Source organism: Actinomyces stomatis (assembly GCF_031292835.1).
Classification (GTDB): domain Bacteria; phylum Actinomycetota; class Actinomycetes; order Actinomycetales; family Actinomycetaceae; genus Actinomyces; species Actinomyces stomatis.
In genome coordinates this window covers 32,833-58,645 of record NZ_JASPEP010000017.1, presented here as the reverse complement: position 1 = coordinate 58,645, position 25,813 = coordinate 32,833, and the positions used below count along the sequence as shown (strand labels likewise).

Below are 25,813 nucleotides of genomic sequence, written 5' to 3'. Positions count from 1 at the left end.
CTTCTTCTCCAGTAATCCCCGAGCTTCGTGCAGTGCTGAGCAGGACGTCGGGGATACCCTCGGCCAAGCACCGCAGTGAGTTCGAGCCCCGGGCCTTCAGTGGTCGTACTCGCGGTGGACGCCGCCTCCGACGCTGGCCGCCAGGATGCCGCGGCCACGGGCCAGCAGCCGGGCCCCCTTGGCCGCATGCCGGGGGCTGCCGATGACGGTTCCAGTGGCGGTGCGCAGACCGCCGACGACGATACGCACTAGGCCACCGGCAGCGGCCCGGGCCCGGATGGTCGGCTGAGCCCCGCCACCGGCCAGGGCCAACTCGACGCGCACCGAGGTGGCGGCGTGGGAACGCTGCCGCCGCAGAATCCAGGGGCGAGTAAGGCGTGAGGCCGGCACGTGGTCACGCACGCGCGCCTCATCGCACCAGCGGATGACGCCGCCGGCGGCGCTCAGTCGGCGGGTGAAGAGCGTGTCCTCTCCCCCAGTGGCACCGAAGGCCTCATCGAAGCGCAGCCCGGCCCGGCGCACGAAGCCCAGGTCCAGCAGCAGGCAGTTGGAGGCCGCCACCGGGCGGACCGTGCCGGTGGGCCAGGTCCTGCGCACGAAGAACTCGCCCTGACGCACCCACGCCTCGGGCTCGACCTCGTAGACGGGGATGACGGGCCCGGCCACCGCCTGGCAGCCAGTGGAGGCCCACAGCCCCACGAGGGCGGCGAGCCAGCCGGGCTCGGGCTCCTCGTCGTCGTCAATGAAGACGAGCAGGTCGCACCCATCGGTCTCGTCAAGGGCGCGGTTGCGCACCGCCGCCACGCCGGGCCGCTCCTCAACGACATAGCACAGGCTCACGGTCCCAGGCTCCATCGGTCCCTCCGCGGAGAAACGCACCTCCGCCCCGGCCTCAGCCGCCGCGGCGAGGGCGGCCTCGCGCCCGGTGCCCTCGGCGTCGTTGTCGATGACGAGGACCTCGACGTCGCAGACGCCCCTACCGGCCGCCCTGTCCGTACCCGTCGCGTCCGCAGCATCGCCCTCAGGTTCGCCGGCCTCGGCGCTCAGGCCGCCAACCAGCTCACCGGCCTGCTCCAGGACCCCAATGACGGCCCGCTTCAGGTCCTCCGGGCGCCGGAAGGTGGGGATGACGATCGTCAGCCGGCTCATGCGCTCCTCCTGCCGGCCGACGTTGTGCTCCGCCGGCGGCGGGGGCGGCCGTACTCGCGCACGTGCCCGCCCAGCGCACCCACGACCATTCCCAGTCCCCCGCGTGAGGAGACCTCGTAGCGGGCCTGGGCGGGCACATCACCGCGGATACGGGCCACACCGGCGCGCACCCCGTCGACACCGGCCTTGGCCAGTCCCTTGGCGCCGTACCCCAGGCGCAGCCTGAGCCGCGAGAGCCGGCCGGAGGCACCGCCGTCGGCGGGCCCTGCCGTGTCGATGCGCACCCGGGCCCAGGACGAGCCCGAACGCAGGGAGCGCTCCAGCACCCAGGTGCGCCGGGCGCGGGCCGCGGGCACGCGCTTGGTGACGACCGCCCCGGCCGCGAAACGGATGACGCCGCCGGCGCGGGTGAGCTGGCGGGTGAACAGGGAGTCCTCGCCGCCAGTGAGCCCGTAGCGCGGGTCGAAGCGCAGCCCCAGGTCCTCGACGACGGCCAGGTCCAGGAGCAGGTTGCCGGTGTCGGCGCTGCGGACCTGGGCGCCGTCGGCGGCCTCCCAGGAGTCGAAGGCGCCTGAGGCGGTGACCCACGGGGAGGGGTCGACCTCGAAGGTCGGCGGCGTGGGGCCGGTGACGGCGGCGCAACCCTGGTCGCGCCAGGTGCTCACGAGGGCCTTGAGCCAGCCCGGCGAGGGGATCTCGTCGTCGTCGATGAAGATGAGGGCGTCGGAGCCGTGGGCCTGGCTCAGGGCGCGGTTGCGTCCGGCCACGATGCCCGGCTCGGGCTCGTGGACATAGACCAGCCTCGACGTCGCAGCCGCGGTGACCGTATCAGCCCGCCCTGCTGGCTCCGACGCCTCCGCCTGCTCGCCTGCCAGCGCAGCCCGGGCTGCCTCGACGACGGCCCGAGCCCCGGCCTGCGGGTCGTTGTCCACGATGAGCACGCTCGCCGTCGTCTGCGCGTCGGAGACGTCGTCGGCCTGAGCCAGCAGCTCGGGGATCACCTGGGCGAGGTAGTCGTTTCGGCGGTAGGTGAGCATCGCGATGGTCAGGTGCACGTCCAGCCCCGTCCTTCCTCCCGCCTGCCGGCGGATCGCGGCGTGATATCAGGGTCTAACGGTACTATCACGAACCGGGTGCGCCCCACGGCGAGAGCACCCGGGACACGACGTCGCACCACCGGCCCCTCGGAGGCGTGACGCCCGCAGCAACCGATCCCGCCTGCACCACTCCGACACCGTCCTGCACCAGGAAGGCTCCTGCTCCAATGACCGCCACCCCTGACCCCGCCCAGGGCACCGACTCCGCTGAGAACTCCGAGCCGACCGGCCCCAAGACCAGCGCTCCGGCCAAGACAGTCGAGATCACCGAGGCGTCCGGCGGGCTCTCCGGTGGCGAGCTGCTCTCGCGCACGGCGGTCATCGTCGTCAGCTACGACTCGGCGGCGCTGCTGGAGCGCACGCTGGTGCGCGTGGCCGAGGAGTCCCCCGAGGCCCGCATCATCGTCGTCGACAACTACTCCACGCCCACCGCCCGCGAGGAGCTGGTGGCACTGACCTCCTCACGGGGCTGGGAGGCAGTCCTGCCGGAGACGAACACCGGCTTCGGCGGCGGCATGAACCTGGGGGCGGCCAGGGCCCGCGAGCTCGGCGCCGACCTGCTCGTCCTGCTCAATCCCGACGCCGTCATCGCCCGGGCCGACCTCATCCGTCTGGCGGCGAGAGCGCACGCGGACAGACTCGCCCTGGTGGCGCCGGTGCTCAAGGACTCCGGAGGCCGCATCGTCTCCGACGGGATCGTCGTGTGCCTGGCGGACGGCTCGATGCGCTCGCGCCGCTCACCGCGCCCGATTCCTCCGGGCGGTACGCAGCCGTGGCTCTCGGGGGCCTGCCTGGCTCTGTCGGCCGACCTCTTCGAGGCCGCCGGCGGCCTGGACGCGCGCTACTTCCTGTACTGGGAGGACGTGGACTTCTCGGCCCGGGTGCTGGCGGCCGGAGGCAGCCTGGCCCTGGTGCGCGACGCCGTCGCCGTCCATGACGAGGGCGGGACCCACTCCGAGGGCGACCAGTCCGATCGGGCCAAGTCGGACATCTACTACTACTACAACGTGCGCAACCGGCTACTGTACGCCGGGCTGCACCTGGACCGGGCCACGCAGCGCCGGTGGGTGGCCACCGCGGGCCGGGCCGCCCGCGAGATCGTCCTGCGAGGTGGCAGGCGCCAGCTCCTGAGCACTCGCCGCCCGCTCCTGACGGCGGCGCAGGCCACCCGTGACGGAATGAGGCTCCTGCGTGCTGCCCGTCGCGGCGAGCTGCCCGACGTCGACGAGCCCCTCATCCGCGGCTGACTCAGCCGCTGCTTCGGCGTCCCGCCGCCGGCTCGACGCCGACGACGGGACGCCCCTGGCTGTCCGCCCGCCTCACAGGTAGTGGGCGCGCAGGTCCTCAGGAGTCGTGGGCGAAAGATCGGCGAGCGTCACGTCGAAGACGGTGCGCGCACCGGACTCGCCGCGGGCGGCCAGCCTCGCCACCGCACGCGCCGTGGCGACCAGGACCGAGCCGGTGAACTCCGGGTTGGAGCCGAGCTGCAGCTCGAAGCTCATGGTCTCGGCGACGCCCTCGGAGGTGTGCCCGCGGCGGATGACGGAGCCGCCGTGCGGAATCCCGGAGTGCTCGGCGGCCAGCTCCTCGGCGGTGATGAAGGTGACGGTGGTGTCGTAGTCGGCGAAGTAGTTGGGCATCTCCACGATCTCCCGCTCGATGCGGGCCAGGTCAGCGCCCTCCTCAGCCACCACGTAGCAGTCGCGCGTGTGCATGGAGCGGGTGGTCAGCTCGACGTCGTCGCCGGCCTTGACCGCGGCGACGGTGGCCTCCACCGGGCGGGTGTACTGCTTGGCGTCCACGACGCCGTCGATGCGGCGCAGGGCGTCGGAGTGCCCCTGGGAGACACCGGGCCCCCAGAACGTGGTGGTGGCGCCGTCGGGCAGAACGGCCTCACCCAGGACCCGCAGCATGGAGAACAGACCCGGGTCCCAGCCGGTGGAGATCAGGGCGACGTGACCGGAGGCCTTGGCGGCGGCGTCGACGGCGGCGAAGTGCTCGGGGATGCGGGCGTGGGTATCGAAGGAATCGACCGTGTTGAACAGGGCCGCGGCGGCCGGGGTCTGCTCGATCAAGTCGGTGGCCGAGCCTCCGCAGTTCAGGCAGACGTCGACCCTGTCGGCCCAGGCGGCCATGTCATCGACGTGGGCGACGGGAGTCCCCTGGGTGGCGACGGTGGCCGGGTCGCGCCGGGTGAAGACGACGGCGACCTCCATGTCCGCGTTCTTGGTGATGGCCTGCTCGACGCCGCGGCCGAGGTTGCCGTATCCGTTGATCGCTACCCTGATCATGGTTCCTCCTAGTGGGTCCTCGCTACAGGGTGATCCTAGGGACGCACCGTGTTGCCTCCGTGTGACATGTCGGGGAGTGGCCACCTCTTGGACGCCGGGGCCGCGGATACAGCACGCACCGACACGGGGCGGGCCGGGAAGCTCCTGAGATCTTCCCGGCCCGCCCCGTATGCGCACTGCGCTCGACGGCGTCAGCGCTGCTTGATGGTGACCTTGTCGACCGCCAGGGTCACGGTCTCCGGCCCGGCCGAGCTGGACATGTAGGTGGTCAGCCCCACGGTGCCGGCCTCGTTGAGGGTCTTGTCGTTGTCGACGGCCTCGATCCCCCACTCGGCGGGTTCGGCGTCACCGGCCCAGAGCTTGGCCTGGATGTTGGTCGACTCCGCACCGTCGACCACCATACGCAGGTGGAGCGGCTGACCGGCCGTGTAGGGCTGCGTCAGCACGTAGGAGCCCAGGGAGGTCTCCCGACCCTTGACCACGCGCGAGACCGTGACCACCGGGTTGCCGGTGCTGCCGATGCGGACCGTGGCCTGGTACTGACCGGCCTTGGTCGTGCGGGCGGCGTAGGAGATGAAGGCACCGTTCCCGGACGGCACCGCGTCCAGGGAGAAGTCCACGACGGCGTCGGTGGAGGTCGACTTGATCGGATCGGAGATGATGGAGGCCGAGGAGCGCGGACCGGCCATGGCGATCCGACCGCTGGTGCCGTCGACGGAGAATGCCGCCGCGTTCCAGGTGGTCTTCCACTCACCGCCGGCCTTGGCCTTGCCCCAGCCGCCGTTCACGCTGCGCTCGAAGGGGTCCTCCAGCAGAGCGCTGCCCTCGGGCTGCTTGTCCTTGCCCTTATCCTTGCCGGCGTTGTCCTTGCCGTTGTCCTTGCCGTTGTCCTTGCCCTTGTCCGGCTCGACCTGCTTACCGGTGGCAGCGGTGTAGTGCTCGGCGATCTGCCGTGCGGACAGCGGCGTGCTGTAGACGGCGGCCTCGTCGATGTCGGCCTGGATGTTGGTGTTGGAGGGCTGGCCGTTGACCCCGCTGAGGGCGTCCCCGCCGATGCGCCAGTAACCGGAGTAGCTCTGTCCCTCAGTCATGGAGCCGTCGAAGGCGGCGAGGTTGCCGTCCACGTAGAGCATGGCGCCGGTGGTGGGACTCATGGAGGCCACGATGTGGTGCCACTGTCCGTCGTTGTAGCTCTTGGGAGTCGTGATGGTGGTCAGCTTGCCCGGATAGAGCATGAAGCTGAGCGTGCCGTCATTGCGCATGTACACCACGCGGTCACGGCTCCACGACTGGTTGGCTGCAGAGGAGCCGTAGCCCATGATATGGCCACCCGAGGTGGAGTTCGTGCGGACCCACGCCTCCATGGAGAAGGCGGTGGGAGCCTGGGAGGCGACGCGCGTCGCGGCGTGCGACTTGTTCCCACTGTCCGAGGTCAGGCCCAGCGAGGCCCCCGAGTCCAGGACGGACTTGCTTCCGCGCTTGTAGGCCTTGCCGCGGATCGTCAGGTTGCGCTGGCCCACGAAGTCCTCGGCCTTGTCGCCGTCGGTCTCGTCGAAGGACCAGTAGTGGGCGGCGCCGTCGGCCAGGACGCGGGCACCGTACTTGCTCAGGCCCTGGCCCTCACCGGCCTTGACCGTCACCCAGTCCGAGACCGTGGAGGCCCCCCACTGGTCAGTCACCTGGACCCGGTAGCGGTGGGTGCTTCCGGGCTCGACGACGTCGGTGGCGCTGAGATCGGAGCGCTCCCAGAAGCCGGCGCTCACCGTCTGGCTGGTGACCGGCTGACCGTTCATGGCGTCGCGGTAGACGTTGTAGGTCAGGGCCTTGTCGTCCCTGTCCCAGTTGGCCTTGAAGGACAGGGAGACGACCCCGGCGCGCGGCGAGGAGCCGGTGACCTTGAAGGCACCGCCCTTGTCCATCGGGCCCTGCTTGTTCGGGGCGATGTCGCGGCGGGCGAATCGCACCAGCCCCTGCTGGGCAGCGCCGTTGACGGCCAGGAACTCGCCGCCGTAGACGACGTACTTGTCGTTGCCCTCAACGGTCCAGGTCGCCTGGATGGCACCGGAGATCTTGCCCGGCGTGAAGTCGGGGTAGAAGTTGAGGTTGGTGGTGGCGTTCTGCCCGGCGTAGTTCTTGTAGCCCGCGGCGCTGTTGTCCTTCACCGTTCCAGTGGCGGCGTTCGTGTAGGCCACCGCGTTGTGGTAGTGGTAGGAGACGTCCGGGAAGCCCCCGATGTTGGAGCAGTCGTGGGAGTGGCTGGCGGCGTAGACGACGTCACCGGCGGGCAGGACGTCGTAGGAGTCGCCGTGGCAGTCAGCCATGTAGTCGATGTCCCCGGTGGTCCAGTTCAGACGCATGACGCCTTCGAAGGTGCCGAGCCGGGAGTAGCTCGCCGCGTACAGGCCCTGCTCGTCGGCCTTGACGCTCATGACGGAGGCCTCGGCGCCGGCGCCGCGGACCACGCTGGAGACGTTGTTCTTGCGCAGGCTGCCGTCCTTCTCGAAGATGGCGATCCCGTGACCGGGCTTGTCGCTGCCTCCGACGGACTCGAAGGCCCCGCCGATAGCCACGGCCGAGCCGTCAACGGCTTCGACGATGCTACGCACGTAGTAGTTGTCGATCTTCGGCGCGAAGTTCGTCAGCTGCTGGCTGCCCAGGTTGAGCGCGGCGACGCGCTGGCGGGCCGAGGAGTTGATCTGAGTGAAGGCCCCACCGATGTACAGGGTCTGTCCGTTAGGGGAGACACTCAGGGCCTTGACGCTGCCGTTGGCCGAGGCGCCCAGCGGAGCGCGCTGACCGTCGGAGGTCCTGACCGCTCCGACGCGCCAGGCCGTCTGGTTGTTCAGTGTCGTGAACTCGCCGCCCAGGTAGAGGGTCTGACCATCGGCGGAGGCGGCAATGGTGTTGATGGTGCCGTTGGTGGTGGGCGCCCAGTCGACGATCTCACCGGTGTTGATGTTGTAGGCCATCGCGTTGCCGCGCGGTGTCTCGTTCTGACCGGCCGGCGATCCCGCCGGCCTCGCCGAGGAGAACTTTCCGACGGCATAGACGATGTCCCCGACCACGACCTGGTCCCAGACAATGCCGTTGATCTGGGCGGTGGGCAGGGCGTCGGCGGAGACGGTGCTGGGAGTGCCGGCGGCGCCGGCGGGAGCCGGATCCGCGGAGGCGGGGGATGCCGGAGCGAGCGTGACGGCACCAATGGGAACGAGAGCCGCGGCCAGCAGGCCGCTCAGGAGTCGGCGGGGGAGCTTCACAGGTATTCCATTCAGAACATACTCAGATCACGGACACACAACCTTACGAATGGCTGGTATTCCGCGCCCGGCCAGGGTCGACGGGCGCGCTCATCGTACACCGTCAACAACTTGCTCACCGCCCTTTTGGCGCACACCACAGGGCGGAACAATCCCGCAGCACACCGACCCTTCGCCCAAATGGCGCCATCATCCATACGTTTCAAGGAATCGGGTACACCCATAAGACCCTTCCATCGGAACTACCTTCTATATAGACAAGACTCAGGTTGTCTTCAGGACCGGTTCATTTCATGTCACAGCGAGGCAACAGTCGAGAACCTTCACCCGAGCTGTCCGAGCGGGTCGCGCGTCACACCAAGGCGCCGTCCGTTGCTCATGAAGGTGAGCAACGGACGGCGCCTTGATTGCAGACAAGAGGGAAGAGCGGCAACGCCCTCAGAGGACTCGTCCCGGATCAGCCGGCAGACCCCCTGAAGGTGGCGGCCCCACGGTCCGCACCCAGGTCGACGACGACCTTGACATTTCCTCGCTCCTCCGCCGGAATGACGAAGGCGCGATTGACGGTCACCGTCTGTCCGGCGGCAAGCGTGGCCGGCACCGCATCCGAGGCCGAGACGATCTCGCTGGCAGGCGTACCAGTACCCTCGCCGTAGTTGACGGTGGTGGACAGCACGCTGGCCAGCGGCATGTCCTGGCTGGACCTGTTCGTCACCTTCACCGGCACCAGGACTCCAGAGCCCCCCACCTCACCGGGCCCGCTGGCGAAGTCCTTCGCCTGCATCTGCCCCAGAGAGACCACCAGATCCCCGTCGACACGGACGGACTTGTCCAGGCCCACCTCAGGATACTCATCCTTCGACAGGTCACCGGTCTCAACGGCCTTGGGGTCGATCGAGGAGGCGTCCGGGGTGGAGACATCGTCCGAGGGAGACGGAGGCGCTGCCGTCGGCTTCGCGGTCTGAATCGTCGGCGTAGCGACATTCGAGGGAGCAGCCTGAGCAGAGGCCGAGCCACTGGCGGAAGCAGAGGCAGGGGCGGAGGGGCTGGCAGTGCTCTGGGACTTCCCGCTTCCACAGGCGGCCAGTCCCAGACCCAGCACCAGGATGGCGGGGAGGATCAGCATTCGAGTTCGAGACACGTGCCGAAGCGTACGACCTCTGCCGTGCACGACGCCGCCCTCTGCGGTCACTGAGTTCGGGAGCACACCACCACTGGCCATAGAACCGGATCGTTCAGAGGATAAACCGCAACGATCCGCCGACCCGACGGGCCTCATGGTCACCACCACCACCAGCCGTCGCCCTGGTTGTTCTCCTGGTCATCCTGATCCCAGCCGTCCTGGTTGTCCCAGTCGTCCTGCTTCTTCTTGTTCTTCTTGTCCTTCTTGTCCTTCTTGTCCTTCTTGTCCTTGCCGCCGTCGTTGTCGCCGTCGTCCCCGTTATCGCCGTTATCCCCGTTGTTGCCGTTGTTGCCGCCCTCATCACCGGGGTTGGGGGCGTTGACATCGCCTCCACTCATGGAGAAGCGGACGATGCCCTGCTGCCGGGTGCCGTTGACCGCGACGAACTCCCCGCCGTAGACGAGGTACTGGCTGTTGCCCTCAACGGTCCACACCGCCTGGCTCAAGCCGCTGTACTCGCCGACCTGGAAACCCGGCAGGAAGCCGTTGTACTGCGTGGGGGCGGGCAGTCCCGCATAGTCGCTGTAGCCGGGGGCCGTGTTGGAGCTCACAGTGCCCGTCGCCGTGCTGGAGAAGCCCACGGCATGGTGGTAGACCCCCTCCGTTTCTGAGCGGTCGGGGAATCCACCGATGTTGCTGCAGTCGTGAGTGTGGCTGCCGATGTAGATGACGTCATTGGTGGGCAGCACGTCGTAGGTGTCACCGTGGCAGTCGGCCATGAGGTCGATGTCCCCGGTGGTCCAGCTGGCACGGAACATCCCCTCGAAGGTCCCCTCCTGGGAGTATCCGGTGCCATAAAGGCCTCGGGAGTCCGATTTGAGGCTCATGATCCCAGAGTTCGACCCCGCGTTGCGGATGACGCTGGAGATGTTGGTGTGCCGCAGAGATCCGTCCTTCTCCAGGACGGCGATGCCGTAGGCGTCGGAGGATCCTCCCACCGAGGTGAAGGAGCCACCGATCGCCACTGCGGAGTTATCAGTGGCCACCGTGATGGAGCGAACCAGGGAGTCGTCGACCTGAGGGGCGAAGCTGGTCACCTTGTTCGTCTTCAGATCCACGGCACCGGCACGCTGACGCGACGCGGAGTTGACCTGGGTGAAGGAGCCGGCCAGGTACAGGGTGGAGCCGTCGGGTGAGACCTCCAGATCCATGACAGCTCCGTTGGCCGATGCACCCAGCGGCTTGCGCTTGCCTGCGGCGTCCACCGCTGCCACCCGATAGACCGTCTCATCGTTGACGGAGGTGAAGTTGCCGCCGAGGTAGATGGTGGACCCGTCGGCCGACGCCTCGACCGCATTGATCTTGCCGTTGACCTTGGGGGCCCAGTCCAGCAGCGCACCGGTCGTGATGTCGAAGGCCATGGCGTTGTAACGAGGAGACTCGTTCTCACCGGCGGCAGCGCCGGCGGGGCGAGCGTTCTTGAACTCTCCGACGACGTAGACGGTATTGCCCACAACCGCCTGATCCAGGACGATGCCGTCGATCTGAGCGGTGGGCAGTGGCTGCGGGGAGGCGAGCGTGGTCTGCCCCGGGGCGGCAGCAGCCGGGGGCGCAACAGTAGGGGCGACGAGCGCACCAAGAGCAAGAGGGAGGGCGGTCAGGACCGCCCCCACACTGGAGACAGCGCGGGAAGGATGCACGAGTGCTCCGTTCTTAAGACGTGAGGGAACCTGGGTAAGTGGCGCGGTATGACGGGGCGGCCTCGCCGCAGCGAGACCGGCGCCGGCACGAGGCTATTACAGCGGTAACGCTTTGATAACGGTTCCGAGAGCCTTTGTTCCACCTCCCGTTGTGCAATCAATCACTTCTCATGCGAGGAGGTGCCTCCTACCCACTTTTCTCACAGATAGCCTCTCATTAACCGCCGCTGGGTTCCACACCTGATTCTTGGCAGGAATACTCAGTCCGCACCCAGGTGGTGTGGACCAGTCGATCGCGGCCCCTCCACCATAGTTCCGGCGCGCCGCCAGCGCGCCGCCCAGACTCAGCTTTCCAGGGCGCCGGAGGTAATAACGGGATGACTCGTTCGGCGCCTATCGGAGGCCACCTGCCTCTAGACTTCTGACCGAGTGTGCCGCGTGTCCGCGACGCAGCGAGTCCGCAGAAGCCTGCGAGCTCGAGGGCGAGAGCCCAGTACCTCGTCTCCGCGCCAATCGCCTCATCATCACTGTTACCACCGTCATCACCGCCTCCCCCGTCACCCTCATCGACAATCCTCGATCCTCCGCCACTGCCGTGACCGGTGGTCGCATCGATCGAGATCATTGGTTCCCATCCCTTACCGGCTCCGCCGCTCTTCGAAAGGACTCCGTTGACTGCTGTGAACCCCGACAGGCTCCGTATCGCCATGATCGGGACGCGAGGCGTCCCCGCCCGCTACGGAGGTTTCGAGACCGCCATTGAGGAGGTCGGCCGGCGCCTGGCCGACCGCGGTCATCAGGTCCTCGTCTACTGCCGCAACCCTGAGCCGGACACCCCGCTCCCCCGCACCTACCTGGGGATGCGGCTGGTCGAGCTGCCCTCGGTCAAGAACCGCAGCCTGGAGACCCTGTCCCACACGGCCCTGTCGGTGGCCCACCTGCTGCGTCGCACCCACCCGGACGCGGCCTTCGTCTTCAACGCGGCGAACTCCCCCTTCCTGCCGGCCCTGCGCGCCGCGCGCATTCCGGTGGCCACCCACGTCGACGGCCTGGAGTGGCGCCGCGGCAAGTGGGGCCCCACCGGTAAGCGCTACTACCGCGCGGCTGAGGCCCTGGCCGTGCGGTACTCCGACGCACTCATCGCCGACGCCCAGGGCATTGCCGACTACTACACCGACGAGTTCAACGCCCCCACCGATCTTCTCTCCTACGGGGCACCCCGCATCTCCGCCGACACCTCGCGCCTGGCCGAGCTGGATCTGGCCCCCAAGGGCTTCCACCTGGTCGTGGCCCGCTTCGAGGTGGAGAACCACGTCGACGTCATCGTGGACGGGTACGTGCGCTCCGGGGCCGCGCTGCCGCTGGTCGTCGTCGGATCGGCCCCCTACGCCGACGACTACACCGCCCGCATCGAGTCCCTGGCCGACAGCCGGGTCCGCCTGCTCGGCGGCCTGTGGGACCAGGAACTGCTCGATGCGCTCTACTCCGGCGCCCTGGTCTACTACCACGGCCACTCCGTGGGCGGAACGAACCCCTCGCTCCTGCGCGCCATCGGCGCCGGGGCCGCGGTGGATGCCTTCGACGTCTCCTTCAACCGCGAAGTCCTGGGCGGGGCCGGACGCTACTGGACCTCGCCGGATGAGGTGGCCGCCCTGGTCGTCTCCGCCGAGTCCGACGTCGAGGCCCAGGCCGCACGCGGTGAGGAGTCCCGCGAACGAGCGGCCCTCTACGACTGGGACGAGGTGGCCTCCGGCTACGAGGCCCTGGCCCGGCGCCTGGCCCTCGAGGGCCCCACCCGCCGTCGCCCCTCCGGGCGCCGCACCGGGAAGGTGAGCCGATGAGCCGGAACGGGGCGGGCGGTGTGCGCACCAGTGCCGCCCGGATCCTCGTGGCCCACCCCTCCCCCGACCTTTACGGTTCGGACTGGCAGCTGGTGGAGACCATTCACGGACTCATCGAGACCGGTCACGAGGTCCTCGTGGCCCTCCCCCAGGACGGCCCCCTGGTCGAGGTGCTGCGCGACGCCGGCGCGCGCGTGGCCGTCATGCCCTTCACAGTCCTTCGCAAGGCCCTGCTGAGCCCCACAGGTCTGACGAAGCTGTCCGCGCAGGCCGCCCCGGAGATCGCCCGCCTACGGGCGGTCATCCGCGCCAGCCGCGCCGAGGTGGTCCTCACCAACACGGTGACGATCCCCTGGTGGCCGGTGGCCGCGAGCGCGGCCGGCGTCCCGGTGCTGGCCCACGTGCACGAGGCCGAGGACACCCAACGACGGATCATCCGCGCCGGGCTCAACGCCCCGCTTCTAGCGGCCTCCCGGATCGTGGCGAACTCCGGGGCGGCCCGCGACGCACTCCTGGACGCCCAGCCGCGCCTGGCCTCGCGCACGGAGGTGGTCCATAACGGGGTCGCCGGACCGGACCGGCCTCTGGAGCCGCTGCGCCCCAGGCAGCCCGGTGACTCCTTCCGGATCGCCATGGTGGGCCGGCTGTCCCCGCGCAAGGGTGTAGACGTGGCTCTCGACGCCGTCGGGCTGCTGCGCCGCTCGGGGGTGGATGCCTCCCTGAGCGTATGCGGCTCGGTCTTCCCCGGTTACGAGTGGTACGAGGCCGAGCTGCGTGAACGCGCCGGCCAGGACGACCTGAAGGGGCATGTCGAGCTGCTGGGTTACGTGCACCCCACCTGGCCGGTGCTGGAGGCCGCAGACGCCGTCGTCGTGCCCTCCCGGGCCGAGCCCTTCGGGAACACGGCGGTCGAGGCGATGCACGCTGCCCGACCACTCGTGGCCTCCCGGGTCCAGGGACTGGCCGAGGTCGTCACTGATTCGGTGACCGGTCTGCTCGTGCCCACCAACGACGCGCAGGCCCTGGCCGACGCCCTCGGCTCCCTGGCGGCCGACCCGTCCCTGGCCGGTCGGCTGGCCCAGCAGGGCGAGCGCGAGGCCGCCGAGCGGTTCTCCGTGGCCGGGTACCGCGCCACCATGACCCGGATCGTCGACGAGCTCCTCAAGCGCTGAGGCCCCTGGCTCGTCAGGTCGGGCGGGAGAGCTCAGCCCGCCCGACCTCACCGGCAGACGTCCCGCCCGCTGAATGAGCCGCAGGATGTCAGCGCTGAGCAGGGCGCAGCGGGTCCTCGGCCAGTCCCAGGGACAGGCTGAACTCGCCGTCCAGGGGCTGGTCGGGCCGCTCGAAGGGGACGACGCCGTCGCACAGGAAGACGGCCATCTCCACGAAGCTGGAGAAGGAGGCCCCGATGAGGTGCTGGGAGCTGGCCAGCAGGTAGAGGTCGACCAGGCCCGAACGCACGCCCTTGACGGTGTTGTATCCGCCCTTGTCGGTCAGGAAGACGCAGCCATCGAACTCTCCGGCCAGCTGCTCCTGGGCCTCGGGGGTGTCGCAGGACAGGAAGAAGGGGACGTCGGGGTGGTCGGCGCGGATCTGGCGCATCCTGTTGGCGAACCACTCCACTGGTGAGGACTCGATGGTCTTGGCGTGGGAGACCGCGTGGGTGCGTACCTGGATGCCGACGTAGGGGCGTCCCCGCAGGTGGGCATCGTAGAGGGAGAGGACCTCATCGGCGATCTCGTCGACGGGGGTGAGCTCGCGCAGCCGCTGGGTCCAGGGGCGCGGCCCGGTGGGTGTGCCCTCCTCGTCGCCCCCTCCGCTCCAGGACGGGTCCTCCCAGGTGACGGGCAGCCCGTGGGAGTGGATCTGCCACAGGTGGCGGCGGCGCAGCTCGGCGGTGATCCGGACGCCCTTGGGCTGTCGGTACCGGGCCAGGGGAAGGAGCGCCCGGGAGGTCAGGCGCGATACGGGGCTGCCCCCTTCGAAGCGCCACAACTCATCCATCCGGGGGCCGAAGTACTCGTCCGTGCTCCACACGTAGTAGAGGTCGCGGTCCTCGACCCGGGCGAGCTCCTGGGCGGACAGCAGCGCGCGCACGCGGTTGCCCAGTCCATCCTTGCGTCCCGTATAGACCAGTAGCGCCTTGCGGCCGGTAAGCAGAGACATAAGATTCCTTAACAGACGATTGAAGGAGGAGTTTTGGTAGGGATCTCAACAGGAGTGCCGGCGAGGCGATGAGCTACTGGAGGTCGTTGCGCAGGTCGCGGTACCACTTGGGCAGGGCCAGGGCCACGTAGCCGGTGTACCCCAGAAGCATGATGCCGTACACCCACAGGAAGGCCGTGGGGACGAAGCGGGTCATGAGCACGAAGCACATGAGTCCGTAGTCCGTGGGAGCCGACAGGACCGACTTGATGATGCCGGGACGGGCCTCATCCTTGGCCAGAGGAGTACCGCCGTGATAACGCAACTGATATGTCAGAATGTAACTGAAGAAGTGAATATTCTGAATCGCCCCGAAAGCGAGCGGAATAAGCAGAACCTGGGGCGGCAATTCCGTGAAACGGAACAGCGAGATTGCAATGGCTCCATGAATTGTCGAGAGCTTAATAACGTCGGCGACATGGTCGAGCCATTCACCGGCTTTTGACCCTCCATTGCGCAATCTCGCCAGCTGTCCGTCTGCGGCGTCGAGGGCATATCCGAACATGAGCAGCAGGGCGGTCGCCACGGCGGACACGGCTGTAGGACGCCACAGGGCGATGAGGGCGATGCCGCTGTAGGTGCACAGTGCCGACAGGACCGTCACCTGGTCCGGGGTCGCGCCCAGCCGGTGGGCGATGGCGGCCAGGACCCGACCTGCGGGGCGGTTGATGATGCGGGAGTAGAGGGGGGCACCGGCCTTGGACTTCTGAGCCCGGGACAGGGCCCTGATGTTCTCGGCGATGGTGGGGGAACCAGCAGGGGAGCTCATGAGGCTTCTCCTTGAGCGGGGCCCGGGGAACCGGGCCGGGTGTTGGACTGATGAGGAACGACGAGATGAGGGAGTCGGGGGACGTCAGGGAGCGACCGGGCAGGAGGACGCGGCGCCGGCGCCCAGGTGGCACGAGCCGACTCGGCGCCGTCGGCCGACGAGGAGGGGGTCACTGCCGCGCCAGCTCTCGACGACGCCTGGCCACGTCCCGGCGCACCCACCAGGCATACGGGATGATCTGGCACAGGATCACCGAGATCACCGAGCCCAGGATAGGTCCGGCCGCATCGTAGCGCCCAATGAGGGCCCAGGAGATGGCGAGGTTCATCGGCACCAGGACGAGCACCGGGACGACCTGGAACTGCAGTCCGCGCGGGTCGGTCATGTACATGCCCAGCGGCTGCTTGCCCGCCTCGACGGCGACATAGGCGGCGAAGGCCCACACGAGCGCGGCCGGCAGGACGATCTTGCCGTGGGACATGACCCGGGCGGCCCAGGGGGTGACGGCGACGAGGGCGAGAGCCAGGAGGAAACCGCCCCCACTGAAGACGATGGCCGGCTTGAAGGGGCTCTCGATGCGCTTGTCGGCCCGAGCTCTGGCGAACATGGGCCACATGGCGACACCGGCCGCCATGACCGTCTGAGTGAGCATGTTGAACAGGTTGTTGGCCAGGTTGTACTCGGCCAGGGCCTGCGACTGCCCCAGGTGGGACAGGAGGAGCCGGTCGGTCTGGAAGGCGATCGGGATGGCCAGGGACTGGAGCAGCTGGGGGCCCGCGGTGTTGACGATGCGCACGCCGCGCACGCTGCGGACACGCGGCACGTCCCTCAGGGCGCCTTTGAACAGCGGACGAGTGGCGCGCCAGGCGACGACGATGCAGATGACCGACACCAGGGCGTTGGCGATGTAGGAGTAGATGGACACGGCGTTGCCACGCCCCAGACCAGTGACGATGGCCAGCAGCAGGAAGCAGGACATGGCCGGGGAGACGACCCCCTGACTGATGACCTGCGTGGTCGAGCGCCCCAGGCCGATGATGACTCGCTGCCCCACGGACAGCGGCAGGGCCGCGGCGTAGATGATGAGACAGACGGTGGCGGTGAGGCCGCCGCCCTCCATGAGCTTGTCGCCCAGCAGCCAGGGCCAGGCGCCCAGCAGCATGATGACGATGCCGATGGTGCTGATGACCAGGGCGGAGCCGAGCAGCACCCGGACGGCGGTGGTGATCGTGCGCCGCACGGTCGAGTCGTGGGCCGGGTCGGTCGAGCCCGCCACCGTGTTGAGGATGACCGCGCCGATGCCCAGGTCGGTGAAGGGCATGAGGGTCGGGAAGGTGGCCAGCAGACCGTATTGGGCAAAGGCGTCGGCCCCAAAATGCCTGATGATGAGACTGGTGTTGACCAGCCCGAAGAGGCCCGAGACGCCCATGACCACCACCTTGGCCACGGCTGTGGTTCCCACAGACGACCAGCTGGCGCCTGACGACGACCCCCGCCTGAAGGCCCCGCCGAGCCTCCTCAGCGGCGAACGACGAGGAGCCCGGGGCGGGATCGCCCCACCACTCGCCTCAACCGTCGAGAGGCTTGCGGCGCCTGAGGTGCCCACAGGTGGTCGGCGGTCGCCGGCGCCCGACGGGGCGTCACCGGCCTCCGCCTGAGGCGAGGCCGGCTCGGAGGCCGGCACAGGCGCCGAGGAACTCGACTGGGTCACATCGCACTCCTGATGTTGTAGGAAGGTCACAATCCGGCATCGGAAAGATCCTCGAAGACAGGCACGAGAGTAGACGCATCAGGATCGGCGACCTGCTATCTTTTGTTTATCGTCTTGTGACATAGACCGTCCCCCACCCAACCCCCCTTGGCACAACCCCAGCAAACCGGCTCTGACCAGCCAAAACACTGCCTGCTGGAAGAACCCTGAAAGGTCTCTTACAGGTGCATTGACGTCCCCATATCGTTGCTCACCTGTAACATACAGATACCTCAGAAACATCTCGACTCCTCATCTTGCCCCTGCGATCTTGGCCACTTCCCACAAATAACGTCCACTAGAGTTAGTAGCATTCTAAAACGCTGCTGTTCACGACGTCCCGTCAGCACTAGCCGACCAGTTATTGCCCACCCTCGATCATCCCTGCGGAGTCCACCTTGTCTAGTTCGACCCTGACACTGCCCCAGCGCGAGCAGCACCGGCGTCCCTCGACAGCAGCAGCAGCCGACGCCACCTCCCCCACCGCTCCGCGCAGTCCTTGGGCACGCACGCGCCACGACCTCGTCATCTGGCTCGTCCTGTCCGACCTCTTCGCCGTCGCCGTCCCCTTCTGGCTCGCCCTCCTGGGTGGCCACCTACCACTGGTCTGGTCTACGACCACCGTGGGCATCACGATGGTGCTCGTCGCCTGGTTCCTGGGAGCTCTCGGCATCGACGCCGTTGAGCAGGCCGGGCCCGGTACGGGCCGTTTCGTCGCCGCGGCCGCCGTGAGCCTCCCGGTGGCCCTGCTGCTGGCCGACCTGTCCGGAGTTGCCCGGACCACTCTGCTGGCCGCCCTGGCGGCCCAGCTCCTTCTGGCCGTCACCGGACGCTCCATCGAGTCCGGGTGGCTGCGCCGCCGCCGCCTCGAGGGACACGCCCTGCGCCGCACCCTCATCGTCATGGGGTCGGGCTCCCAGCCCATGCTCACCCAGCTGCGCCGTCACCCCATGGACGGCTTCCTCATCGTGGGCTACCTGTCCTCCGGGCAGGACCGCGCCTTCCACTCGGCCGAGCCCGTACGCAGCCCTCAGCACATCGCTCAGACCCTGCACGCCGAGCGCATCGACGCCGTCATGACGGTCGGATCGGTCCTCCCCGAGGACCTGGTCACCCTCATGCGCGGCCTGGAGAACACTCAGGTTCGGCTCGTCGTCGCCCCCGGACTGCAGGACGTCGTACCCGGGCGCATGCGGGCCCTGACGGTCACTCACGGCTGGACAGGCCTCATCGCCGTCAAGACCCGCCGCACCCGCGCCGTGGGCAAGGCCCTGTTCGACCGCCTCGCCGGCGCCATCGGCCTGGCCCTCATCTCGCCGCTGCTGGCGACCACCGCGCTCGCCATCCGCATCGACTCCCCCGGCCCGGTCTTCTACACCCAGACCCGCGTGGGGCAGGACGGCAAGCCCTTCACCATGTGGAAGTTCCGCTCCATGTACATCGACTCCGACGCTCGCCGCGCATCGGTGGTCAAGGCCGGTGGCGACGCCGGCAACGAGGTCATGTTCAAGGACCGCCAGGACCCGCGCATCACCCGCGTGGGCCGCTGGATCCGCCGTCTGTCGATCGATGAGCTCCCCCAGCTCATCAACGTCGTGCGCGGAGACATGAGCCTGGTGGGGCCCCGCCCCGCACTTCCCGTGGAGGTCGCCAAGTACGACGCCGAGGCGCTGCGCCGTCTCCTGGTCAAGCCCGGGCTGACCGGTCTGTGGCAGATCTCCGGACGCTCGGACCTGTCCTGGGCCTCGACCGTGGCCCTGGACCGTCACTACGTGGAGAACCGGGGCGGGGCCCTGGACGCGAAGATCTTCGCTGGAACGCTGCGCGCGGTTATCGGCGGAAAGGGAGCCTACTGATGATCACCGGCTACGTCCCCGGCGGCTTCGACATGCTGCACGTAGGGCACCTCAACATCCTCACCGAGGCGGCCAAGCGCTGCGATCACCTCATCGCGGGGGTCGCCACCGACGAGTCGCTGGAGCGGATGAAGGGACGCGGCCCCATCGTGCCCCTGGCCGAGCGCATGGCCATGGTGGCCGCCCTGCGCATGGTGGACTCCGTGGTTCCCGACTACGACCAGGACAAGCGCCTGGCCTGGAAGCGCTCCCCCTTCGACGTGCTGTTCAAGGGCACCGACTGGGAGGGGACGGACAAGGGCCACCGCCTGGAGGCCGAGATGGCCGAGGTCGGGGCCTCAGTGATCTACCTGCCCTACACGCCCACCACCTCCTCGACGATGCTGCGACGCACCCTCGTCCAGGAAGTCGCATCCCGTAGTCCCCAAGGGGCCCAGTGACCACTTCACGTAACGACTTCGAGACGCCCGACACCCCGTCGAGCAGCATCGACTCCGCCGCAGCCGCCTCCGGTGCCGGTGACGGCGGAAGCAACCGTTCCGACTCCGGCACCCCTCAGACCGAACCGTCCGCCACGGACCGCCCCGGTCTGCTCGCCCGCGCCGCGAGCGCCCTGCGCCCCCGGCGGCGGAGCAAGGCCGCCCAGTCCGGTGACTCCGGTCAGGACGTCGGCTCGGGTCTCACCTCCGGTACCACCACCTCCCGACTGGCCGCGACCTTCCGCATCCCCCAGTCGCGCGCCCAGCGCGTGCGGCTGCGCAAACGCATGTCGTCGCTGGCCGCAGCCGTGTGCGTCGCGGCCCTGGGAACGGCCGCCTGGCTCCACGAGGGCGTGGCCCAGGCAGACCTGCACCTCAACGACGGCGGCGTATGGGTCACCTCCACCTCCAAGCACCTGGTGGCCCGCCTCAACTACCCCTCCCGCGAGGTCGACGGAACGATCCGCACCTCCTCGTCCTCCTTCGACGTCACCCAGAACGCCGAGGACGTCCTGGTCCCGGACTCCGGTGACGCCTCCGTGTCCTCGGTCGATCCCTCCCAGGTCGCCTTCTCCGGACGCACCCAGCTCACCAAGGGCGTGACCATCGCTCAGGGCGGGGACCGGGTCATGGCAGTCGACAAGGTCCAGGGCACCATCCGCGCCGCCAAGACCAAGTCGGCCGGCTCCCTGACCGCCGCCGCCCCGGTCGTCACCGGCATGCCCGACGTCGTGGCCGCCATCGGCAAGGACGGCGCCATCCACGCCGTCTCAGCCACCAGCAAGTCGCTGGTCTCCCTGGAGACCAGCGACAAGGGCTGGAAGGAGGCCACGAACACCTCCCTGAAGCTGACCGCCGGCACCGATCTGGCCATCACCGCCGTCGGGGACCAGCCCGTGGTCCTCGAGCGCAGCACCGGCATCCTCCACCTGCCCGAGGGCAAGTCCGTCAACCTGGGGACCTCCGGCCTGGTGATCCAGCAGCCCGGCCCTGAGGCCGACTCGGTCCTGCTCGCCTCCCGCAACGAGCTCATCTCCGTCCCCCTGGACGGGGGCAAGGTCACCAAGACGCCGTCGGCCAAGGAGGGCCCCGCCCCTGAAGGGGTGCCCGCCCAGCCGGTGCGTCTGGGCAAGTGCGTCTACGCGGCCTGGTCCGGCTCGGGCCAGTTCGTGCGCAGCTGCTCGGGACTGTTCGACGGCGGCACCGACACCGTCCACGACGACAAGCTCGCCTCGTCCTCCGCCCCGGTCTTCCGGGTCAACCGCGACGCCATCGTGCTCAACGACCTGGATACGGGCTCAGTGTGGCTGCCCAACGAGGACCTCGTCCTCATCGACGACTGGACGGACAAGACCGCCCAGACCGACGACAACGCCGATCAGAAGGACGACTCCGCCAATACCTCGGACTCGCAGACGCCCCCGGAGCGCACCGAGGAGAACCACGCCCCCAAGGCGACCGATGACAGCTTCGGCGTACGCCCGGGCCGCTCCACGCTCCTGCCCGTGCTGGCCAATGACACCGACCCCGACGGTGACGTCCTCACCGCCACCCCCCAGGACAACGGCGGGTCACTGAAGGCCACCAAGGCCCAGGGCGGACTGGCTCTGCGCATGGACGTCCCGGACAACGCCTCCGGCAGCTACTCCGTGCCCTACACGGCCGACGACGGCCGCGGTATGAGCGACTCCGCCGTCGCCACCGTTGACGTCCACGGCTGGGACGTCAACGGCGCCCCGAAGCAGATCACCACCCCGACCCTCACGGTTGCCGAGAAGACCTCCGGCTCTTTGGACGTGCTGGGGCACTGGCTGGACCCAGACGGGGACGACCTCTACCTGGTCTCCGCCCAGGGCGAGGGGCTGGACACCAAGGTCTCCAACGAGGGCACCGTCACGGTGCGCGAGCTGGGCGCCGGCACCGGCACCCGCGACCTGACCGTCACCGTCTCCGACGGCCGGGAGACCACCTCCGGCGTGGTCAAGGTCGACGTGCAGCCGGCCCAGTCGGCCAAGCCGATCGCCAACGCCGATCACGTGCGCGTCGTCGCCGGCTCCAAGGCCGTCGTCTCGCCCCTGGACAACGACACCTCGCCCTCCGGGGGGACCCTGCGTCTGGCCGCGGTGCAGGAGGCCCCGGCCGGGACCTCGATCAACGTCGACCAGCAGGCCGGTGTCTTCACCTTCTCCACCGAGGCCAACGCCCAGGCCCAGACCTACTACCTCACCTACGACGTCATGGACGGGGCCAACACGGCCCAGGGCATCGTGCGCGTGGACGTCACGCCCAAGGCCGACGCCACGGTGCCGCCCGAGGTCGAGAACGACACCGCCCTGCTGCGCAACGGCGGTTCGACGACCATCGCCCCGCTCAACAACGACTTCGACCCCTCCGGGGGGATCCTGGTCCTGCAGTCGGTCAAGGCCCCGCCGGACTCCGGAGTCACCGTCACGGTCGTGGACCACTCCCTGCTGCAGATCACCGCGGCCAGCACCGTCCCGGCCAATCTGACGGTGGACTACACCGTCACCAACGGCACCTCCAGCGCCACCGGGAAGATCTCCATCGTCCCGGTGACCCAGTCCCAGCCCCAGCCGCCAGTGGTCACCAACGACACCGCCGTCGTACGAGCCGGCGACGTCGTCACCGTGCCGGTCCTGGACAACGACTCCTCCCCCGCGGGTCTCAACCTGTCGGTGGACTCCCAGGTCAGTCTCGTCGGCGACGAGCTGGGCACCGCCTGGGTCAGTGAGAACACCGTCCGCTTCCGCGCCGGCAGCCAGCCCGGCCGCACCTCCTACGCCTACACGGCCAAGGACGATCAGGGGCAGACCGCCTCGGGCATCGTCACCGTGGAGGTGCGTGCACAGGACGCCGAGCACAACTCCGCGCCCTCACCGCGCAACCTGGAGGCCCGCACCCTGGCCGGCTCGACCACGAACATCACCGTGCCGCTGGACGGCATCGATCCCGACGGCGACTCGGTGAGCCTCGTGGGCCTCAACCAGGCCCCCTCCCTGGGCTCGGTGGAGATCAACTCCTCGTGGCTGACCTACACGCCCTCCGAGGGTGCCACCGGCACCGACACCTTCACCTACGTCGTCGAGGACCGCTTCGGGGCCCAGGCCACCGGCACGGTCCGCGTGGGCGTCGCCCAGGCCTCACCGCTCAACGTGGCCCCGGTGGCCACCGATGATCTGGTCGTGGCCAAGCCCGGGCGCACCGTCGCCGTGGACGTCCTGTCCAATGACCTGGACACCGACGGCGACAGCCTGTCCCTGGAGGGGGACCCGGTCTCCAGCGACCCGTCCCTGGGCGTGTCCACCCGGGCCGGCCGCCTGGTGCTCGACCTGCCGGAGAAGGAGGGCAACCACTCGGTCACCTACACCGTCTCCGACGGACGAGGCGGTACGGACACCGGCACCGTCACCGTCCAGGTCTCGAGCAACGCTCCCCTGGCCAACCCGGTGGGCGTGGACGACTACGTGACCGTCGACCAGGTCGACGCCAACGGCCATGTCACCGTCCCGGTGCTGGACAATGACAAGGACACCGACGGCTCGCCGTGGGACCTCAAGCTGTCCTCCTCCGACCCCGACGTGGAGGTGGGCAAGGACTCCCTGAGCCTCACGGTGGGCGAGACCCAGCGGCTCGTGCTCTACACGATCACCGACGCCGACGGACTGACCGGTCACGCCGTGGTCGTGGTACCGGCCCGCTCGGCCCTGCGGCCCCGCATCAACCCCTCTGCCGTGCCCGCCCGCGTGCTGGCGGACAAGACCACGGACATCAACCTGTCCTCCTACATCCTCACCCGTGAAGGCACCAAGCCCGTCATCACGGACACCTCCTCCATTCACATGGCCAAGGGCACCAAGGACGCCAAGGTCGCCTCGGGCGGGTCGGCACTGTCCTTCACCCCCGACTCGGGATTCACCGGGCAGACCTCGGTGACCTTCACCGTGGCCGACGGCACCGGCTCGGACGCCCTGAGCTCAACGCTCACACTGCCGATCATCGTGCAGTCCTCATCGAACAGGCCGCCGACCTTCACCCCCACCGAGGTGACGGTGGCGCCAGGCGAGGGCGCCGTGACGGCCAACCTGGCGGCCATGGCCACCGACCCCGACCCGGGTGACAAGCTCTCCTTCCAGGCCGGTCCCGCCCCCGCGGGATTCGAGATCTCCTTGAGCGGCTCGACGCTGTCGGTCAAGGCCTCCGACAAGACCACCGAGGGCGCCACGGGCTCCATCCCGATCACGGTCTCCGACGGCGTCAACCCGCCGGTGAGCGCCTCCCTGCCCGTTCGGGTCAGCGCGTCCAACAAGCCCCTCATGACCACGGCCCCCATCAACCTGGAGTCCCGCAACGGCGAGGCGGTCAGCGCCGACGTGTCCAAGGCGGTGAGCAACCCCTTCCCGGACAAGCCGATCACCCTGTCCGGCACTCCGACGATCACCGCCGGCCAGGGCGCGATCAGCGTCTCCGGCACGACTGTGACGATCACGCCGAACAGCGGGTTCCACGGCACCATCACCGCGCAGTACAAGGTGCTCGACTCCACCGGCTCGGAGTCCCGGGCCGTCACCGGCACCATCACCGTGCAGGTCGGCGGGGTGGCGCCCGCAGCCCCCTCCGGGGTGAACGTGGCTCCGGTGGACGCCGACTCGGCGCGCGTGTCCTGGACCGATGGTTCCGCCAACGGCTCCCCCATCACCGGTTACAAGGTCAGTGTCAACGGCGCCGAGCAGACCTGCTCGACCTCGAACTGCCTCATCAGCGACCTGGCGCCCGGTCAGAGCTACAACATCCAGGTCGTGTCCACCAACAAGTACGGCGACTCCGAGGCCGCGACGGTGTCCTACCAGCACAATGCCACGGCCAAGACCCCGGCGGCGCCCACGCTGACGGCCGGCTCGGGCAGGCTCACCGTCGGCTGGACCGAGGTGGACGATCCCTTCGGGGGCGCGACGACCTACGACGTGCGCCTGTCGGACGGAACCGTGCAGACGGGCATCACCGGAGGATCCGCATCCTTCGACGTCGCCCCGGGACGCGCCTATACCGCTCAGGTGCGCGCCAGGTCGAGCCAGGGGACGGTCTCGGAGTGGTCCTCCTCCTCCAACTCGGTGACGCCCTACGGTGAGCCCGGAACCCCCGGGACCCCCGTCATCACCCCCAACGGGGACACGGTCACCGTCAGCTGGCAGGCGGCCAACGGCAACGGCAGCCCCGTGAGCTACACGCTGCACTACTCCAACGGGCACACCAGCGACTCCAAGGACGTGGGAGGCTCCACCTCCACCACGGTCTCGGTCTCGCGCGGAACCTGGACCTTCTGGGTCGAGGCCGACAACGGTCACGGCTCCAAGACCTCGGGTCAGGCCAGCTACAGCTACAAGCCGGCCCCGCTGACGCCGTCGACCCCCGCCGTCAAGGCCACCGGCAACAGCGGCGAGCTGTCCGTGAGCGCCTCGCCCCGGGCCGGCAACGGCTGGGGCGTGGGCGAGCTGATGGTGGAGTACTCCGTCGACCAGGTCACCTGGACCAGCTCCTCGACCATCCGGGGGCTGACCGACGGGCAGGCCTACACCGTCTACGCCCGCACCAACGGTGGCGGGCAGTACTCCGACGTCGTCGCCTCCTCCCCGGTGGCGCCCTACGGTCCGCCGTCGGCGCCCTCGGTCAGCTGCGAGCTCACCGGCAAGAAGCAGAAGAAGGTCTCCTGCTCCTGGAGCCCCGGGGGCAACAACGGCGCGAGCGCTGAGTACGAGCAGACCGATGACGGCGGCAAGTCCGTGGAGGGCGTCGAGATCGGCGACACCTACGACGGCAAGCTCAAGCGCGGTGAGTCGCTCACCTGGTGCGTACGGGCAAGGACCAACGCCGGCACCTCCGAGTGGGGCTGCGACACCGTCACCAGGCCGTCCAAGCACGACAATGATGACGACGACGACGATGACGACGACGACAAGAAGCAGGCCTTCCCAGTCGGCACCGAGAAGCAGTTCTATGTGGACCACTCGCAGAGGTGCCGCCCCTTCGGCCCCTGGGGCGCCTGCTACCAGATGGTCTTCGACATCACCGGCAACCCCAATAGCACCATGTCCTGCGGATACTGGTACTGGGACACCTGGAACTGGCAGCCGGCCTGGAATGAGGAGGAGGTCACTCTCGATAGGAACGGCTACGCCCGGCACAAGTTCCCCCACAGGACGCCGCACTGGAACCAGTCCATCACCTGCACCCAGCAGTAACCGGATCATTAACCGGATCGATGCCCAGTACGCAACAAG

General features: G+C 68.8%; 15 protein-coding genes. 6 read left to right on the top strand and 9 right to left on the bottom strand.

Translation table 11 applies throughout. The features are described from left to right. Positions 1 to 96: 96 nt before the first annotated feature. Positions 97 to 1,149: a glycosyltransferase family 2 protein gene (locus RIV12_RS09495; protein ID WP_309323413.1), complete on the bottom strand. Its 1,053-nt coding sequence runs from the start codon at positions 1,147 to 1,149 to the stop codon at positions 97 to 99. Beyond that, positions 1,146 to 2,204 (bottom strand): glycosyltransferase family 2 protein, encoded by a 1,059-nt coding sequence (locus RIV12_RS09490; protein ID WP_309323411.1) that lies wholly within the window; start codon positions 2,202 to 2,204, stop codon positions 1,146 to 1,148. Before RIV12_RS09490 ends, RIV12_RS09495 begins: the two co-directional genes overlap by 4 nt. Before the next feature lie 209 nt (positions 2,205 to 2,413). Here RIV12_RS09490 and RIV12_RS09485 point away from each other — a divergent pair, with 209 nt between their 5' ends. Then, positions 2,414 to 3,493: a glycosyltransferase family 2 protein gene (locus RIV12_RS09485; RefSeq protein WP_309323409.1), complete on the top strand. Its 1,080-nt coding sequence runs from the start codon at positions 2,414 to 2,416 to the stop codon at positions 3,491 to 3,493. Between the two features lie 72 nt (positions 3,494 to 3,565). Here RIV12_RS09485 and RIV12_RS09480 read toward each other — a convergent pair whose 3' ends face one another. The 4 genes from RIV12_RS09480 to RIV12_RS09465 all read right to left on the bottom strand — a co-directional run bounded on the left by RIV12_RS09480 (position 3,566) and on the right by RIV12_RS09465 (position 10,617). Continuing rightward, a complete protein-coding gene (locus tag RIV12_RS09480) occupies positions 3,566 to 4,537 on the bottom strand; it encodes a diaminopimelate dehydrogenase (protein ID WP_309323407.1) in 972 nt (323 codons plus the stop codon). A 191-nt stretch (positions 4,538 to 4,728) separates the two neighbouring features. Continuing rightward, on the bottom strand, positions 4,729 to 7,794 hold the full coding sequence (locus tag RIV12_RS09475; protein WP_309323406.1) for a LamG-like jellyroll fold domain-containing protein: 3,066 nt from the start codon (positions 7,792 to 7,794) through the stop codon (positions 4,729 to 4,731). 457 nt (positions 7,795 to 8,251) lie between these two features. Beyond that, positions 8,252 to 8,935 (bottom strand): hypothetical protein, encoded by a 684-nt coding sequence (locus RIV12_RS09470; RefSeq protein ID WP_256695407.1) that lies wholly within the window; start codon positions 8,933 to 8,935, stop codon positions 8,252 to 8,254. Positions 8,936 to 9,075: 140 nt separating this feature from the next. After that, complete coding sequence (locus RIV12_RS09465; protein ID WP_309323404.1) at positions 9,076 to 10,617, bottom strand: hypothetical protein; 1,542 nt, start codon at positions 10,615 to 10,617, stop codon at positions 9,076 to 9,078. Positions 10,618 to 11,324: 707 nt separating this feature from the next. Here RIV12_RS09465 and RIV12_RS09460 point away from each other — a divergent pair. Together RIV12_RS09460 and RIV12_RS09455 are read left to right on the top strand one after the other, a co-directional pair. Beyond that, entirely contained in the window at positions 11,325 to 12,458 is a 1,134-nt protein-coding gene (locus tag RIV12_RS09460) for a DUF1972 domain-containing protein (protein ID WP_309323417.1), read from the top strand. Next, on the top strand, positions 12,455 to 13,630 hold the full coding sequence (locus tag RIV12_RS09455; RefSeq protein ID WP_309323402.1) for a glycosyltransferase family 4 protein: 1,176 nt from the start codon (positions 12,455 to 12,457) through the stop codon (positions 13,628 to 13,630). Before RIV12_RS09460 ends, RIV12_RS09455 begins: the two co-directional genes overlap by 4 nt. A gap of 88 nt (positions 13,631 to 13,718) precedes the next feature. Here RIV12_RS09455 and RIV12_RS09450 read toward each other — a convergent pair whose 3' ends face one another. The 3 genes from RIV12_RS09450 to RIV12_RS09440 form a co-directional block, all read right to left on the bottom strand. Next, a complete protein-coding gene (locus RIV12_RS09450) occupies positions 13,719 to 14,624 on the bottom strand; it encodes an O-fucosyltransferase family protein (protein WP_075417030.1) in 906 nt (301 codons plus the stop codon). A gap of 73 nt (positions 14,625 to 14,697) precedes the next feature. Continuing rightward, positions 14,698 to 15,432, bottom strand: coding sequence for a CDP-alcohol phosphatidyltransferase family protein (locus RIV12_RS09445; protein ID WP_075417029.1), 735 nt, complete (start codon positions 15,430 to 15,432; stop codon positions 14,698 to 14,700). Between the two features lie 169 nt (positions 15,433 to 15,601). Beyond that, the gene (locus RIV12_RS09440; protein ID WP_309323415.1) at positions 15,602 to 16,861 is read right to left on the bottom strand and encodes an oligosaccharide flippase family protein; all 1,260 of its coding nucleotides are present in this window, start codon (positions 16,859 to 16,861) and stop codon (positions 15,602 to 15,604) included. A gap of 719 nt (positions 16,862 to 17,580) precedes the next feature. Between RIV12_RS09440 and RIV12_RS09435 the strand changes: the two genes are divergently transcribed. From RIV12_RS09435 to RIV12_RS09425, 3 genes are read left to right on the top strand one after another with little or no spacing between them, the layout of a single operon-like run. After that, complete coding sequence (locus tag RIV12_RS09435; RefSeq protein WP_309323400.1) at positions 17,581 to 19,038, top strand: sugar transferase; 1,458 nt, start codon at positions 17,581 to 17,583, stop codon at positions 19,036 to 19,038. Continuing rightward, entirely contained in the window at positions 19,038 to 19,478 is a 441-nt protein-coding gene (locus RIV12_RS09430; RefSeq protein ID WP_309323399.1) for an FAD synthase family protein, read from the top strand. Before RIV12_RS09435 ends, RIV12_RS09430 begins: the two co-directional genes overlap by 1 nt. Next, positions 19,475 to 25,774, top strand: a complete 6,300-nt coding sequence (locus RIV12_RS09425; protein WP_309323397.1) for an Ig-like domain-containing protein — start codon at positions 19,475 to 19,477, stop codon at positions 25,772 to 25,774. The genes RIV12_RS09430 and RIV12_RS09425 overlap by 4 nt, the downstream gene beginning before the upstream one ends. Positions 25,775 to 25,813 lie beyond the last annotated feature (39 nt).

What these genes read in the sequence shown, in the direction of transcription:
- RIV12_RS09440 (WP_309323415.1), bottom strand. Translation starts at nt 16,861, where the DNA reads ATGGGCGTCTCGGGCCTCTTCGGGCTGGTCAACACCAGTCTCATCATC.
- RIV12_RS09485 (WP_309323409.1), top strand. Translation starts at nt 2,414, where the DNA reads ATGACCGCCACCCCTGACCCCGCCCAGGGCACCGACTCCGCTGAGAAC.
- RIV12_RS09430 (WP_309323399.1), top strand. Translation starts at nt 19,038, where the DNA reads ATGATCACCGGCTACGTCCCCGGCGGCTTCGACATGCTGCACGTAGGG.
- RIV12_RS09455 (WP_309323402.1), top strand. Translation starts at nt 12,455, where the DNA reads ATGAGCCGGAACGGGGCGGGCGGTGTGCGCACCAGTGCCGCCCGGATC.
- RIV12_RS09445 (WP_075417029.1), bottom strand. Translation starts at nt 15,432, where the DNA reads ATGAGCTCCCCTGCTGGTTCCCCCACCATCGCCGAGAACATCAGGGCC.
- RIV12_RS09460 (WP_309323417.1), top strand. Translation starts at nt 11,325, where the DNA reads ATGATCGGGACGCGAGGCGTCCCCGCCCGCTACGGAGGTTTCGAGACC.
- RIV12_RS09495 (WP_309323413.1), bottom strand. Translation starts at nt 1,149, where the DNA reads ATGAGCCGGCTGACGATCGTCATCCCCACCTTCCGGCGCCCGGAGGAC.
- RIV12_RS09480 (WP_309323407.1), bottom strand. Translation starts at nt 4,537, where the DNA reads ATGATCAGGGTAGCGATCAACGGATACGGCAACCTCGGCCGCGGCGTC.
- RIV12_RS09450 (WP_075417030.1), bottom strand. Translation starts at nt 14,624, where the DNA reads ATGTCTCTGCTTACCGGCCGCAAGGCGCTACTGGTCTATACGGGACGC.